Source organism: Kitasatospora albolonga (genome assembly GCF_039535905.1).
GTDB classification, from domain to species: Bacteria; Actinomycetota; Actinomycetes; order Streptomycetales; family Streptomycetaceae; genus Kitasatospora; species Kitasatospora albolonga.
In genome coordinates, this window is sequence record NZ_BAAAYB010000004.1 from 70,988 (window position 1) to 83,423 (window position 12,436).

The following is a 12,436-nucleotide window of genomic DNA, read 5'->3' on the forward strand; positions in this document are numbered from 1 at the left end:
GTTTCTTCACTGCTGCCGCCCACACCCCGGTTCACACTCACAACCGGAACAACGATCTCCGCCTACCCCAGGACACTCACTCGATCGTGGCTTCCTGACAGACCGTCACACAGCCTGCCGCCAGGGCCGGCACAGCAGCGCGAAGGACAGCAGGCCCGCCACCCCGCAGCCGAGCACGACCACGCCCAGCAGCGCCACCGACGGCCGCTCGCCCAGGCTGCTGAGCGGAGCGACCACCGCACCGCAGGTGAACGTCCCGACCCCGAGCAGGGCCGAGGCCGAACCCGCCGCGTGCGGAGCCAGGGTGAGCGCCTGGACCGAGGAGTTCGGGAGCGCGATGCCCATGCCCGCCATCAGCACGAACAGCGCGGGCCAGACCGCCGGCAGGCCGAGGTGCCAGACCGTGGTGAAGAGGATCAAGGCGGTGCCGGCCAGCGCCGCCGCCGCCATGCCGGTCACCAGCAGGAGGTTCATCGACACCCGGTGCACCAGCACCCGCCCGTTGAGCTGCCCGGCGCCCACCACCGCCAGGGAGTTGACCGCGAAGATCAGGCTGTAGGTCTGCGGGGAGACCTGGTAGACGTCCTGGATCACCACCGAGGAGCCGCCGACGTAGGCGAACAGCGCGCCGAAGCTGAAGGTGCTCGTCAGCACGTAGCCGACGAAGCGCGCGTCGCGGAGCAGGCCGCCGATCGCCCGGAAGGTGCTGCCGAGGCCGTCCCGGTGCCGGCGCTCGGGCGGCAGCGACTCGGCGAGCAGGAACATCGCGGCGAGCGTGCCGACGGTGCCGTAGACCACCAGGACGGCGAAGGTGCCCCGCCAGTCGGTGAGCTTCAGCAGCAGGGCGCCCAGAGCGGGGGCGAAGATCGGGGCCAGTCCGCTGATCAGTCCGAGCGAGGCCATGAAGCGGACCATCGCCACGCCCTCGTAGCGGTCCCGGGCGATGGCGCGGGCGATCACCAGGCCGGCCGCACCGGCCATCCCCTGGAGGAAGCGTCCGGCCACCAGGACGGGGATCGACGGGGCCAGCGCGCAGATCACGGTGGCCACCGTGTAGAGCGCCATCCCGGTCAGCAGCGGGCGGCGGCGCCCGTGCCGGTCGCTCAGCGTGCCGAACAGCAGCTGACCGAGCGCCAGGCCGAACAGCGAGGCGGTCATGGTGAGTTGGACAGCCGGGAAGGTGGTGCCGAGGTCCTCCCGCAACGACGGGAGGGCGGGCAGGTAGAGGTCAGTGGTCAGCGGACCGAGCGCGCTCAGGCTGCCGAGCACGACGATGGTGGCCTTGCCGGGCGCCGCCGTGGGTGTGGCGTCGTCGGTCGTGGTCCCGGGTATGGAACCGGTGCCGGTGGTCAATGGGGCTCCTTGCGAGGTGAGCGGGTGCCACCTGTCCTATCGCACCCGAACCCTCGACCGGTACCCGCCCCCACCGACTACTCCCGATCGCTCCCCGCGGCGCCCGTCCCGACCGGCCCTCACTCGGTGGTGGTCCCGGCCTTGCGGGCGGCGACCACCACGGCGTCGTCCTGCCAGCCGTAGAGCTGATCGCCGATCAGCGCGACGTTGTAGAGCCCGCACCGCCAGTCGGCCCGGGCCACCGCCTCGTCCGGGAACCAGGAGGCCCGCAGCTTGACCGGGCCGTCCGGCAGTCCCTTCTGACACTCCGCCGGCGCGGCCCCGCCCGGCACGGTGGCCCGGATCAGCCGGTCGCCGCCGGTGGTGGACATCAGGTACGAGACCCCCGTCGCCCCGTCCGGCAGCCAGCGCGGGACCGAGGCGCGGTCCTGCTTGGCGGCCGTCCCGCTGTCGTACGCGGCCTGCTGCTGGTGCCGGCCCTCGGCCCAGTCCCGCGCCATCGGCGCCGCGACCACCACTCCGGCGGTCACCACCGCTCCCGCCGCCACGATCCCGGCCGTCACCTTGCCCGCGCCACCCATGCCGCCGCTCCTCACGCTCGTCCGTCCGTCTGCGCTCTCCATCCTGTCCGGCCGCATCCGCCGGACCGTCGGCACGAGGTACCGCTCCCGCCTCCACCCCGGGACGTACGTGACCCCGCCGACCCTCAGGGGTCGACGGGGTCACGTACGGGACGAAGGTCCCGCGTCAGCGCTCGTTCAGCCGCGCGGGACCTCACCTCCGGGGCGGAACTCCCGCACCACCTCGATCCGCCCGACGATGTGGCGGTTGAACTCGTCCAGGTCCTCGGCGGGGACCCAGAGCTCCAGGATGGTCCGGCCGCCGGCCTGCTGGACGGGGTAGCGGGCCAGGAAGTCCGTCTCCACCTCGAAGCGGGTCACGTATCCGACTCCGGAGGCGGGCACGTTCCAGTCCCGGGCGATCCGGACGGCGTAGTCCTCGTTCATCACCGGGTAGAAGATCGGCTGGTCCGGCAGGCGGGGAGGCCAGGCACGCCGGCCGGCGGCCTCGACGAGCGCCAGCTCCTCGGGTCCGGTGGGGCGCCACAGCGTGGTGGTGGGCGTGGTGGTCCCGGTCATCGTTCCGCTCCTCTCCTGCTCGGGGTCCGTGTGCGGCCCCCACCGTAGGCGCGGGTCACCGCGGTCGCCAGCGATTTCCGAGGGGCCGTCAGCGGTAGGCGGCCTCGCCCGTGATGGTCTCGCCGAGGACGAGGGTGTGGATCTCGGAGGTGCCCTCGTAGGTGAGCACCGACTCCAGGTTGTTGGCGTGCCGCAGCACCGGGTACTCCACCGTGATGCCGTTGGCCGCCAGGACCGTGCGGGCCGAGCGGGCCACCTCGATGGCGGTGCGGACGTTGTTGAGCTTGCCGAAGCTGATGTGGGCCGGGCGGCACTGGCCGGCGTCCTTCAGCCGCCCGATCCGGTGGGCCACCAGGTAGGCCTTCTCCACCTCCAGCATCATCTCCACCAGCTTCTGCTGCGTCAGCTGGAAGGCGGCGATGGGCCGGTCGAACTGGATCCGGGTCTTGGCGTACTCCAGCGCGGTGGTGTAGCAGTCCCGGGCCGCGCCGACGGTGCCCCAGAGGATGCCGTAGCGCGCCTCGCCGAGCGAGGAGAGCGGGCCGCGCAGACCGGTCACGCCGGGCAGCACCGCGTCGGCCGGAAGGACCACCTCGTCGAAGACCAGCTCGCTGGTGACGGAGGCGCGCAGCGAGAGCTTGCCGTGCACGTCGTTGGCGGTGAAGCCGGGGGTGCCGCGCTCCACCAGGAAGCCGCGCACGCCCTCCTCGGTCTGCGCCCACACCACGGCGACGTCCGAGATGGAGCCGTTGGTGATCCACATCTTGCTGCCGTTGAGCACCCAGTCCGTGCCCTTGCGGCTGGCCCGGGTGCGCATGTTGGCCGGGTCGGAGCCGAAGTCCGGCTCGGTCAGGCCGAAGCAGCCGATCGCCCGGCCGGCCGCCATCTCGGGCAGCCAGCGCTGCTTCTGCTCCTCCGAGCCGAAGGCGTGGATCGAGCGCATGGCCAGCGAGCCCTGGACCGAGACGAAGCTGCGCAGACCGGAGTCGGCCGCCTCCAGCTCCATACAGGCGACGCCGTACTCGACGGCCGTCGAGCCGGTGCAGCCGTAGCCCTCCAGGTGCATGCCGAGCACCCCGAGCTTCCCCAGTTCGGGCGCCAACTCCTTGGCGGGGAACACCCCTTGGTCGAACCACTGGCCGACGTACGGGCGGATGCGGTCGTCCGCGAACTTCCGTACGGTGTCGCGGATCAGCCGCTCCTCGTCGGTGAGCAGCTCGCCGACCGCGAGCAGGTCGGCCGGGTCGAGGGGGGTGCCTGCCATGGTGTCTCCTCGCGTACGCGTCAGGGCGTCAGGGTGCGCACGCAGTATCGCGTAACACCGGCGCAACAGGGACCTGGCAGGGTGCGAGACACTGACCACACCCCCGGAAGGCCGCCGCACCGTGCACATCACCGCCCTGACCGCCGAGCAGCTCACCGATCACGCCCAGGCCCTGGGCGGGCTGCTGGCCGACGCGGTCGAGGGCGGCGCCTCGGTCGGTTTCGAGGCCGGGCTCGGCGCGGACGCGGCGGCCGAGTGGTGGCGCGGGCTGGCCGGGCCGCTGGCGGACGGTCAACTCCTGCTCTGGGCCGCCTTCGAGGAGGAGGACGGGGGCCGACCGCTCGGGACCGTCCAGCTCCGGCTGACCTCCTACCCCAACGGGCGGCACCGGGCCGAGCTGGCCAAGCTCCTGGTACACCGCGCCGCCCGGGGCCGGGGCGCCGGGCGGCGGCTGCTGGCCCACGCCGAGGCAGCGGCCACCGCACGCGGGCTGACCCTGCTGCTGCTCGACACGGAGACCGACAGCCCCGCCGAGCACCTCTACCGCTCGGCCGGCTGGACCGCCCTCGGCACCGTCCCCGGCCACGCCACCAACCCGGCCGGGGAGCTGCGCCCGACCACCTTCTACTTCAAGACGCTCGCCGGATGAGCCCGTTGAGGGCGGCTCAGGAAGCCTGCTGCGCCAGCGAGCCGGAGAGCGGACTGCCGGTGCGGACGGCGGCCACCGTGTAGCCGAAGGCGTGCAGCGGGGCGTGCGCCACGGCGAGCAGGGCCCGGACGCTGATCAGGGCGCGCACCTCGGTCGCGGCGCGGACGAAGACCACCGCCCCGATGCCCTCGGGCGCCGGCCGCACCCGCAGCCGCTCGACCCCGTGCTCGGGCACGGCGTGCGAGCGCAGCAGTTCGTCCACCAGGTGTGCCTCGCCATCGGTGCCGGCACCACCGCCGCGGCGGAGCAGGACGACCGTGACCATGCGCATGTGAATCTCCCGACGGGCCGATGGCAGCTTGGTACCGAGCCTGCCGTTCACGGGCCTCCGGTGGAAGGCCGGACGGCTGGCAGCATGTGGGTACGTCACCTTGCGGCCAGCACTGGGCGACCTAGCGGCGCCCGGGGCGGCGGCAGCCGGCCCTCCGGCGGTTCCGCGTCGACCCCCGACGGAGTCAGGATGCTCCGCCGACCGCACCGAACGGGTTGTCGATGACGTACCGCCAGAAGCCGTCCGGGCCGCGGCGCGCCACGTCGGTGGCGGTGCCCTCGATGTGGACGTGGGCACCGTCCGGGCCCGCCCCGACGATGACCCAGTCCACGATCAGCAGGGCGAGCTCCCCCACCGCGTAGCAGTGCCGCAGGCTCACCGTGATCGGCACGCCCAGCGACTGGAACTCGGCACCGGCGGCCAGCAGTTCGTCACCGGTCACGGCCCGGCCGGGGCTGGGCACGAAGACGGCTCCCGGTTCGTAGACGGCGGCGAGCGCTCGGGGGCTGCCGGAGTTGAAGGCGGCCGCGAAGGCCGCGGGGTGCTGCGCCGGGTCGGTGACCAGGCCGGCGGGGATAGGGTCGTGGTCATGCGCGAGATCCATGGTGGTGTTCACGGCGGCAGTCAATCCGGCGCCGGAGTGGGTCACCAAACGGAAAGCGACGGCGGGAGTTGGGACGCCGAACTGGTGCCCTCACCGACCGGCCGCACGCTGCGGCCGGAGGCCGACTGCCCGGTGGAGACGGCGCTGGCGGCGGTCTCCGGCCGTTGGACCACCCTGGTCCTGCGCGAACTCCTGCACGCGGACCACTCCTTCGGCACCCTGCGGGAGCGCCTCCCCGAGATCAGCCCCAAGGTGCTCACCGAGCGGCTGGACGAGCTCCGCGGCCGCGGCCTGGTCGAACGGGAGCGCCTCCCCGGCTTCCCGGTGCGCACCCGCTACGCCCTCACCGACACCGGCCGGGCCCTGCGCCCGCTGCTGATCGAGCTCTACCGCACGGGCGAGGTGCTCCGGGCCGGATCGCCCGGCACTGCGGCGACGCCCTGAGGCTGCCGAAGTTCGGTCAACCGCCTTTCGCAGCCGCGCCGTTGGAGCACCGAGAGCCCGAGGACACCGCCGCCCAGGGCGAGCCAGCCGAGCGGGCCGGTGGTGATCACCGCTCCGGTGAGCAGCAGCGGGCCGAGCGCCTTCTGCGCGGACTGGGCGATGCCGGCCACCCCGAGGTAGGAGGCCCGGGAGCGCTCGGGCGCGAGGGCGACGGCCAGCTCCCAGGAGCTGACGGAGCGCATCAGCTCGGCCCCGGAGACCAGCAGGGCGGAGAGCAGCAGCACGATCGAGGCGCTCCAGGCTCCGCCTCCGGTGCCGAAGGCCAGCAGTGCGCAGCCGGCCAGCATCGCCAGGCCGTTCAGGGTGACCGCGGCCGCCGCCCGGCGGGGGCCCTCGGCCCAGGCGGAGACGCGGAGTTGGAGCAGCACCACGAGCAGGGTGTTGAGCACCAGGAAGGCCGGGGCGAGGGCGGGCGGGGCCTCGGTGCGGGTGATCAGCCAGAGCGGCAGGCCGACGCAGAGCACGGAGTCGTCCAGGCTCATCGGGATGTCGAGCAGCACGAAGCGCAGGTAGCCCCGGTCCCGCCACGGGCTCGGGCCGGGCACCGGCTCCTCCGTTGCCGCCTTGACGGGCACCTCGACGGCCCGGTGCTCGCCGGTGCGGCGGACCAGTGCGGCCGTCACCGCGAAGGACAGCGCGTTGGCCAGCACCAGGGCCTGGTAGGCGGGCACCGTGCCGATCGCCAGGCCGATCGCGGCGAGGCCGGCTCCGACCGCGTAGCCCGCGTTCATCGCGGTGCGGGCGAGCGCCCGGTAGGTGGAGCGCTGCCCGTCCGTGGCCCGGGTGGCGAACAGGATCTCCAGGGTCTTGGCGCCCCGCTCCGCCAGGCAGGTCACGGCCATCACCGCGAGCAGCACGGCGAAGTCGCGGGAGACCAGCAGCAGGAGCATGGTGCCGAGCCGGAGCAGGTGACACCACATCAACAGGGTGCGGGCCGAGTACCGCTCGGCGAGCTGCCCGGCGATCGGCGAGCCGGCGATACCGGCCACGGCCGCGACCCCGAGCAGCAGGCCGACCTGCCCGGCGTCCAGGTGGGAGACGAAGGTGAAGTAGAGCACCGAGGCCGCCGCCCACACCCCCGTCCCGAGCCGGTCCAGGAACTGCACGAGCAGCATGATCCGCCCGTCCCGCCCACCCGGCGGCCGCCGCAGCTGCGCCACCAGCCCTCCGCCGCCCCGTCCTCCGCGCATGCTCACGCCCCTGTCATCCGGTCCGTACGGAAGCAGCCTGGCGTACATTTATCTCGACGTCAAGATACTTGATATCGACAGACCCGCCCTGCCGACAGGTGGCCCTCATGGTGGTGGCCTCCGTCGAGGGTCGGTCAGTTTCGGAGAAGCGCGGAGGGGGTGCTCCTTCCTAAGGTTGGTGACAGCCCAGCCGGGGACCGCGAGACCGAGGAGCACACCATGACCGCCACCGCCCGCAAGACCGCCGCCACCACCGCCGCCGCCAAGTCCTTCGACGGATTCTCCGAGGAGGAGCGGGCCGCGATGCGCGAGCACTCGAAGGACCTCAAGGCCGCCGCCCGCCGGGGTGGGAAGGCCACCAAGGCGGACGGCGAGGCCGACGTGCTGGCGAAGATCGCCGAGATGGAGGAGGCGGACCGCCTGCTCGCCGAGCGGGTGCACGCGATCGTCGCGGCCAACGCCCCCGGGTTGGCGCCCAAGACCTGGTACGGGATGCCCGCCTACGCCCGGGACGGCAAGGTGGTCTGCTTCTTCCAGAGCGCCCAGAAGTTCAAGACCCGTTACGCCACCCTCGGGTTCAGCGACCAGGCCTTCCTCGACGAGGGCGAGCTGTGGCCGGTCACCTACGCCCTCACCACCCTGAGCCCCGCCGTCGAGGCCAAGCTGGCCGAGCTGGTCCGCCGGGCCGCGGACACCTCGAACGCCGACGCCGCCTGACGGTGACGCCCCGTCAGGGGGATCAGCCCTCCCAGATCCCGGTCGCGGCGGTGGCCCGGGCGTACGCGGCGAAGTCGCGCGGCTCGCGACCGAGGGCCCGCTGGACGCCGTCGGCCAGCGTGGCGAAGCGGTTGTCGGCGATCCAGCCGTAGAGCATCTCCAGCATCCCGGCGAAGTCCGCCGGAAGGCCCTGCGCGATGGCGTAGGCCATGAACTCCGCCGGGGAGACCGCCCGGTGGACCAGCGGGCGCCCGGTGGCCCGGCTGATCTCCTCGGCCACCTGGGCCAGGCTCAGCAGCCGCGGCCCGGAGAGCTCGTAGGCCTCCCCCGCGTGGCCGTCCTCGGTGAGCGCGGCGACCGCCACGTCGGCGATGTCGTCCGCGTCCACGAAGGGCTCCAGCCCGGTGCCGGTCGACATCACCAGTGCGCCGTCCAGCACCTGCTCCAGCCAGAAGGCCTCCTCGTCGAAGTTCTGCGCGAACCAGGCCGGCTTCAGCAGGGTCCACTCGGCGCCGGACTCGCGCACCGCCCGCTCGCAGGGCAGCTTCTCCTCCCCCTCGGCCGCCACCCAGTCGCGGTGCGAGAGCAGCACCAGCCGCTCCACCCCACTGGCCGCGGCCAGCTTCGCGAAGTCCGTCATCGAGGCCCCGGCGTCCGGGAGTTGGGAGTCGACCAGGTACGCGGCGCGGGCGCCGTCGAGCGCGGGCTCCCAGGTGGAGCGGTCGCTCCAGTCGAAGCGGGTGGTGCCGTTGCGCGAGGCCACGCGCACCTCGTGGCCGCGCTGCCGCAGGCGGGAGACCACACGGCGGCCGGTCTTGCCGGTGCCGCCGAGGACCAGGAACGGGTGGTTCTGCTTCGTCGTCGTCATGTGTTCAGTACACCGGCGCGGGACCATCCGGGAGAATGGTCCACACGCTCACCGGGATGTCCGAGCGTCCAACCCCGTCCACCCACTCCGCTCCCCCGCCAGCCGGTAGGCCGCCGGCGGGAGGCCGTACCGTTCGCCGAAGCGCCGCGTCAGGTGCGGGTGGTCGGTGAAGCCGGCCGCGGCGGCGATGTCGGCCAGCGGGAGCGTGCTGCGGCGGATCAGCTGGGCCGCCGACTCCAGCCGTACGGCGAGCAGTTCGTCCCGGAAGGCGGTCCCCTGGGAGGTCAGCAGGCGCTGGAGGGTGCGGGAGGAGAGCCCGAGGGCCGCCGCCGCGTCCGGCAGGCGCCAGGGACGGGCCGGGTCGAGGGCGATCCGGGCGCGCAGTTCCGGGAGGGTCGCCGCGGGCGGCCCCGGTTCGGGCCAGCACAGCCGCCAACCGGCGAGCACCGGACCGGAGTCGGCGCACGCGGCCTCCGGTGTGGTGGAGCCCGAAGCGGTGAGCAGGGTCAGTGCCGGCTCGCGTCCGGCCACCAGCCCGGTCGCCACCTGGTACGCCGCCGCCACGAAGAGCGTCTCGGCGCTCGACGGCGGACCGCCCAGGTGCGGGAGGTGACGGACGGTCAGGCGTCCGGGCCCGTCGTACGCCGCGGCCGTGGTGTGCCCGACGTGGAACCAGCGCTCCAGCAGCCGCGAGCGCGCCAGGAAGTCGGCCGGGCCGCTGCTCGCCGCGAGTGCGGAGACCAAGGGGTGGCGCGGCCGGTCCAGCAGGTGCCCCGCGGCGGCCCGTACGGTCGGCCAGCCGCGCCGCCGCAGCGCCAACAGCAGCTCGGCGTGGAGGAGTTCGGGCACCGGATCGCCCGCGTCGAGCAGCGCCTCGGCCCGGTCGGCGACCGGCAGCACGCCGGGCGAGCGGCGCAGCGCCCGGACGGCGGCGCGTACCAGCACGGGGTGGACGCTGCGGGCCGGACCGGTCATGGCGACCGATCGTAGTGGCGCACCGGTACAAGTGGGAGTCCGGGCGGCGGGCCAGCATGGCGGGCATGGAGATCAAGGGCAGGCGGGTACTGGTCACCGGCGGCACCTCGGGCGTCGGCCGGGCGCTGGCGGCGGAGTTGACGGAGCGCGGGGCCCGGGTGGTGGTCTGCGGACGCACGGCGGCGGGCGAGGGCCAGGTGGCGGCCGACCTCGCGGTGGCCGGCCAGGCGGAGCGGCTGGTGCGGGAGGCGGCCGAACGCCTCGGTGGGCTGGACCTGGTGGTGGCCAACGCGGGCGTCCAGCACCACGAGCGGCTGACGGCGGGGGTCACCCCCGGCTTGCTGGAGCGGACGGAGCAGGAGGTGGCGGTCAACCTGCGGTCGGTGGCGGAGCTGGCGGCGGCCGCCTGGCCGTGGCTGGCGGCCTCGCCGGAGGCGGCCTTCGTGGCGGTCACCTCCGGACTGGCGTACGCGCCCAAGCGGAGCGCGCCGCTGTACTGCGCGACCAAGGCGGGGGTGCACGTGCTCTGCGAGGCGCTGCGCTACCAGGCCCGCGCGGACACTCCGCACGTGCGGGTGCAGGAGGTGGTGCTGCCGCTGGTGGACACGCCGATGACGGCGGGCCGCTCCGGGCCGGTGCGCAAGCTCAGCCCGGAGGCGGCGGCCCGCTCGATCGCCCGCGGGGTGGAACGCGGGTCGGCCGTCCTCCCGGTCGGCGCCTCCCGCGCCCTGTTGGTCCTGCTGCGCCTCTGCCCGCCGCTGGCCCGCCGGCTCCTGCGCGACGGCTGAGTGCCGCGGCCCGGCTGCGGGAACCGCGCGGCCCCGCGCCGGAGTCCTCGACGGGAACGACGGAACGGGGAGCGTGCGGTGCGGCTGAAGGCGCTGGGGCTGATCGGGGCGACCGTGGCGGCCGGGCTGGTGGTGACGGTCGCCGTGCCCGGGGTGGCGGGGGACGCGCTGCGCGACGCGCTCTACACCGTCGCCTGGTACCTGGCCGTGCTGCTCGCCGCGCCCCGCACCCGGCCCGCCGTCGCGGCCTCGGCCGCCGCCGGGATCAGCTGGGCGGTGGAGCTCTTCCAGCTCACCGGGATCCCGGCCGCCCACCCCGGCTGGCGGCTGCTGCTCGGCACCGGCTTCAACGCGGCGGACCTGCTCTGGTACGCCCTCGGCGCGGCCGCCTGCCTGGCCGTGCACCGGGCGGCTCAGACCAGGACCGCCACCTTGCCCCGGACCTTGCCCTCCTCCAAGTAGCGGACGGCGTCCGGGACTTCCTCCAGGGTGAAGGTCCGGTCCAGCACCACCCGCAGCTGCCCGGTGGTCAGCAGCTCGCGCAGGTGGACCAGGTCCTCCTGCCTGGTGCGGGCCAGCAGGCTGCGCAGCCGCTGCCGGGCGAACGGCGCGAGCGCGGCGGCGTGCAACTGCCGTGCCACGCCGCCGAACCAGCGTCCGCCGCCCTCCCCGCCGGCCAGCACCAGGGTGCCGCGCGGGGCGAGCACCCGGCGCAGCCCGGCCAGCGGGTGGCCGCCGGCCAGGTCCAGGATCAGGTCGTAGGCCCCGGCCGGGCCGTCGGTGCAGTCCTGGCGGGTGTGGTCGAGCACGGCATCGGCGCCGAGCCCGCGGACCAGCTCGGCCTTGGCGGGGCCGCAGACGGCGGTGACCTCCGCCCCGGCCAGCTTGGCGAGTTGGACGGCGTAGGTGCCGACGCCGCCGGAGGCGCCGATCACCAGGACCCGCTGGCCGGCGGCGATCCGCCCGACGTCGCGCAGGCCCTGGAGGGCGGTGACGGCGGAGACCGGGACGGCGGCCGCCTCGGCCGGGGTCAGCTCCGGCGGACGGAGCGCCAGCCGGTCGGCGCGGGCCCGGGCGTACTCGGCGAAGGCCCCGGCGCACTCGCCGAAGACCTCGTCGCCGGCCCGGAGGCCGTGCACACCCGGGCCGACCTCGACCACCACACCGGCGCAGTCCAGGCCGAGAACCGCCTGCCGGGGCCGCCGTATGCCGGTGAACAACCGCACCAGGTAAGGGAGCCCGGCCATCAGGTGCCAGACGCCGCGGTCCATCCCGGCGGCCGTGACCTGGAGCAGCACCTCGCCGGAGCGGGGCACGGGCAGCTCCAGTTCGCGGAGTTCGAAGACCTCGGTGGTGCCGTACCGGTGGCGGGTGATCGCTCTCACTGGGACTCCTCGGATTCGGACGGGTACTGGAAGACCTCGGTCAGCGGGGTGTCGAAGACCTCGGCGATCTGGAAGGCGAGCTCCAACGAGGGCGAGTAGCGGCCCTGTTCGATGGCGATCACGGTCTGCCGGGTCACCCCGATCCGGCGGGCCAGCTCGGCCTGGGTCATCTCGCCGCGGGCGAAGCGCAGGGCGCGGATGGTGTTGACCACCCGGGTGGGCTTCACCACTGCGGGAGCCCCCGCCGGTAGGCGGCGATCTTCGCCATCGCGCCGAGCACGGCGGAGAGCACGAAGGCCAGGTAGACGGCGTTGGCGATCCAGAACGGCGCGGCCTCGACCAGCGCCAGCACCAGCGCCGCCATCGCGCCGATCACCACGAAGGACTGGCCGACGTGCTCGCCGAAGCGGTGGATCTGCCGGTCCCTCAGGTCCTTGGCCGCCCCCTCCTCCGGCCGGACCAGCGCGGCCGCCACGCTCAGCAGCACGGAGACCACCACCGCCGCCCCGATGCTCCACAACAGCGCTGCCGCGTACGGCCGCTGGGCCAGCGCGAGACTGCTCCCGGGCAGCAGCACCGCCAGCAGGTAGCCCGTGTAGCCGAGCAGGGCCACCACCCCCGCGATCCAGGCCCGTCGTTCCTCCAGCGCCATCCCGCCACACCTCCGAT

The 12,436-nt window shown here is 74.1% G+C and carries 17 protein-coding genes; 5 read left to right on the forward strand and 12 right to left on the reverse strand.

Features of this window, described 5'->3' with window-relative positions; all coding sequences use genetic code 11:
* Positions 1 to 105 precede the first annotated feature (105 nt).
* The 4 genes from ABD946_RS01450 to ABD946_RS01465 all read right to left on the reverse strand — a co-directional run bounded on the left by ABD946_RS01450 (position 106) and on the right by ABD946_RS01465 (position 3,756).
* The gene (locus ABD946_RS01450) at positions 106 to 1,353 is read right to left on the reverse strand and encodes a multidrug effflux MFS transporter (RefSeq protein WP_345279222.1); all 1,248 of its coding nucleotides are present in this window, start codon (positions 1,351 to 1,353) and stop codon (positions 106 to 108) included.
* A gap of 119 nt (positions 1,354 to 1,472) precedes the next feature.
* The gene (locus tag ABD946_RS01455; RefSeq protein ID WP_345279224.1) at positions 1,473 to 1,934 is read right to left on the reverse strand and encodes a hypothetical protein; all 462 of its coding nucleotides are present in this window, start codon (positions 1,932 to 1,934) and stop codon (positions 1,473 to 1,475) included.
* Positions 1,935 to 2,111: 177 nt separating this feature from the next.
* Positions 2,112 to 2,492: a hypothetical protein gene (locus tag ABD946_RS01460; protein ID WP_345279226.1), complete on the reverse strand. Its 381-nt coding sequence runs from the start codon at positions 2,490 to 2,492 to the stop codon at positions 2,112 to 2,114.
* Positions 2,493 to 2,580: 88 nt separating this feature from the next.
* Entirely contained in the window at positions 2,581 to 3,756 is a 1,176-nt protein-coding gene (locus ABD946_RS01465) for an acyl-CoA dehydrogenase family protein (RefSeq protein ID WP_345279228.1), read from the reverse strand.
* Positions 3,757 to 3,877: 121 nt separating this feature from the next.
* On the opposite strand from ABD946_RS01465, the gene ABD946_RS01470 reads away from it, so the two are divergent.
* Positions 3,878 to 4,405, forward strand: a complete 528-nt coding sequence (locus ABD946_RS01470; protein ID WP_345279229.1) for a GNAT family N-acetyltransferase — start codon at positions 3,878 to 3,880, stop codon at positions 4,403 to 4,405.
* Between the two features lie 16 nt (positions 4,406 to 4,421).
* Here ABD946_RS01470 and ABD946_RS01475 read toward each other — a convergent pair whose 3' ends face one another.
* Positions 4,422 to 4,736 carry a hypothetical protein gene (locus ABD946_RS01475; RefSeq protein WP_345279231.1) on the reverse strand — a complete coding sequence of 105 codons (315 nt, stop codon included), beginning with the start codon at positions 4,734 to 4,736 and terminating at the stop codon, positions 4,422 to 4,424.
* A gap of 184 nt (positions 4,737 to 4,920) precedes the next feature.
* A complete protein-coding gene (locus ABD946_RS01480; RefSeq protein WP_380150528.1) occupies positions 4,921 to 5,352 on the reverse strand; it encodes a YybH family protein in 432 nt (143 codons plus the stop codon).
* A gap of 72 nt (positions 5,353 to 5,424) precedes the next feature.
* On the opposite strand from ABD946_RS01480, the gene ABD946_RS01485 reads away from it, so the two are divergent.
* Positions 5,425 to 5,784 (forward strand): winged helix-turn-helix transcriptional regulator, encoded by a 360-nt coding sequence (locus tag ABD946_RS01485; protein WP_345279233.1) that lies wholly within the window; start codon positions 5,425 to 5,427, stop codon positions 5,782 to 5,784.
* On the opposite strand, the gene ABD946_RS01490 is transcribed toward ABD946_RS01485, so the two are convergent.
* The gene (locus ABD946_RS01490; RefSeq protein ID WP_345279235.1) at positions 5,727 to 7,034 is read right to left on the reverse strand and encodes an MFS transporter; all 1,308 of its coding nucleotides are present in this window, start codon (positions 7,032 to 7,034) and stop codon (positions 5,727 to 5,729) included. The genes ABD946_RS01485 and ABD946_RS01490 overlap by 58 nt on opposite strands.
* A gap of 219 nt (positions 7,035 to 7,253) precedes the next feature.
* On the opposite strand from ABD946_RS01490, the gene ABD946_RS01495 reads away from it, so the two are divergent.
* On the forward strand, positions 7,254 to 7,751 hold the full coding sequence (locus tag ABD946_RS01495) for an iron chaperone (protein WP_345279237.1): 498 nt from the start codon (positions 7,254 to 7,256) through the stop codon (positions 7,749 to 7,751).
* 22 nt (positions 7,752 to 7,773) lie between these two features.
* Here the strand turns inward: ABD946_RS01495 and ABD946_RS01500 are convergent, their stop codons facing one another.
* Both ABD946_RS01500 and ABD946_RS01505 read right to left on the reverse strand, forming a co-directional pair.
* Complete coding sequence (locus ABD946_RS01500; RefSeq protein ID WP_345279239.1) at positions 7,774 to 8,619, reverse strand: NmrA family NAD(P)-binding protein; 846 nt, start codon at positions 8,617 to 8,619, stop codon at positions 7,774 to 7,776.
* A 48-nt stretch (positions 8,620 to 8,667) separates the two neighbouring features.
* Positions 8,668 to 9,594: a helix-turn-helix transcriptional regulator gene (locus ABD946_RS01505; protein WP_345279241.1), complete on the reverse strand. Its 927-nt coding sequence runs from the start codon at positions 9,592 to 9,594 to the stop codon at positions 8,668 to 8,670.
* Between the two features lie 65 nt (positions 9,595 to 9,659).
* Here ABD946_RS01505 and ABD946_RS01510 point away from each other — a divergent pair, with 65 nt between their 5' ends.
* The gene (locus tag ABD946_RS01510) at positions 9,660 to 10,382 is read left to right on the forward strand and encodes an SDR family NAD(P)-dependent oxidoreductase (protein WP_345279243.1); all 723 of its coding nucleotides are present in this window, start codon (positions 9,660 to 9,662) and stop codon (positions 10,380 to 10,382) included.
* Between the two features lie 78 nt (positions 10,383 to 10,460).
* Positions 10,461 to 10,844: a ribosomal maturation YjgA family protein gene (locus ABD946_RS01515; RefSeq protein ID WP_345279245.1), complete on the forward strand. Its 384-nt coding sequence runs from the start codon at positions 10,461 to 10,463 to the stop codon at positions 10,842 to 10,844.
* Here the strand turns inward: ABD946_RS01515 and ABD946_RS01520 are convergent.
* From ABD946_RS01520 to ABD946_RS01530, 3 genes are read right to left on the reverse strand one after another with little or no spacing between them, the layout of a single operon-like run.
* A complete protein-coding gene (locus tag ABD946_RS01520; RefSeq protein ID WP_345279247.1) occupies positions 10,796 to 11,767 on the reverse strand; it encodes an NAD(P)-dependent alcohol dehydrogenase in 972 nt (323 codons plus the stop codon). The two genes, ABD946_RS01515 and ABD946_RS01520, sit on opposite strands and share 49 nt — an antisense overlap.
* Positions 11,764 to 11,997, reverse strand: coding sequence for a helix-turn-helix transcriptional regulator (locus ABD946_RS01525; RefSeq protein WP_380150529.1), 234 nt, complete (start codon positions 11,995 to 11,997; stop codon positions 11,764 to 11,766). Before ABD946_RS01525 ends, ABD946_RS01520 begins: the two co-directional genes overlap by 4 nt.
* Entirely contained in the window at positions 11,991 to 12,419 is a 429-nt protein-coding gene (locus ABD946_RS01530) for a hypothetical protein (protein ID WP_345279249.1), read from the reverse strand. The genes ABD946_RS01525 and ABD946_RS01530 overlap by 7 nt, the downstream gene beginning before the upstream one ends.
* Positions 12,420 to 12,436: the final 17 nt, after the last annotated feature.

What these genes read in the sequence shown, in the direction of transcription:
- ABD946_RS01455 (WP_345279224.1), bottom strand. Translation starts at nt 1,934, where the DNA reads ATGGGTGGCGCGGGCAAGGTGACGGCCGGGATCGTGGCGGCGGGAGCG.
- ABD946_RS01495 (WP_345279237.1), top strand. Translation starts at nt 7,254, where the DNA reads ATGACCGCCACCGCCCGCAAGACCGCCGCCACCACCGCCGCCGCCAAG.
- ABD946_RS01465 (WP_345279228.1), bottom strand. Translation starts at nt 3,756, where the DNA reads ATGGCAGGCACCCCCCTCGACCCGGCCGACCTGCTCGCGGTCGGCGAG.
- ABD946_RS01475 (WP_345279231.1), bottom strand. Translation starts at nt 4,736, where the DNA reads ATGCGCATGGTCACGGTCGTCCTGCTCCGCCGCGGCGGTGGTGCCGGC.
- ABD946_RS01460 (WP_345279226.1), bottom strand. Translation starts at nt 2,492, where the DNA reads ATGACCGGGACCACCACGCCCACCACCACGCTGTGGCGCCCCACCGGA.
- ABD946_RS01530 (WP_345279249.1), bottom strand. Translation starts at nt 12,419, where the DNA reads ATGGCGCTGGAGGAACGACGGGCCTGGATCGCGGGGGTGGTGGCCCTG.
- ABD946_RS01505 (WP_345279241.1), bottom strand. Translation starts at nt 9,594, where the DNA reads ATGACCGGTCCGGCCCGCAGCGTCCACCCCGTGCTGGTACGCGCCGCC.
- ABD946_RS01510 (WP_345279243.1), top strand. Translation starts at nt 9,660, where the DNA reads ATGGAGATCAAGGGCAGGCGGGTACTGGTCACCGGCGGCACCTCGGGC.
- ABD946_RS01490 (WP_345279235.1), bottom strand. Translation starts at nt 7,034, where the DNA reads ATGCGCGGAGGACGGGGCGGCGGAGGGCTGGTGGCGCAGCTGCGGCGG.
- ABD946_RS01500 (WP_345279239.1), bottom strand. Translation starts at nt 8,619, where the DNA reads ATGACGACGACGAAGCAGAACCACCCGTTCCTGGTCCTCGGCGGCACC.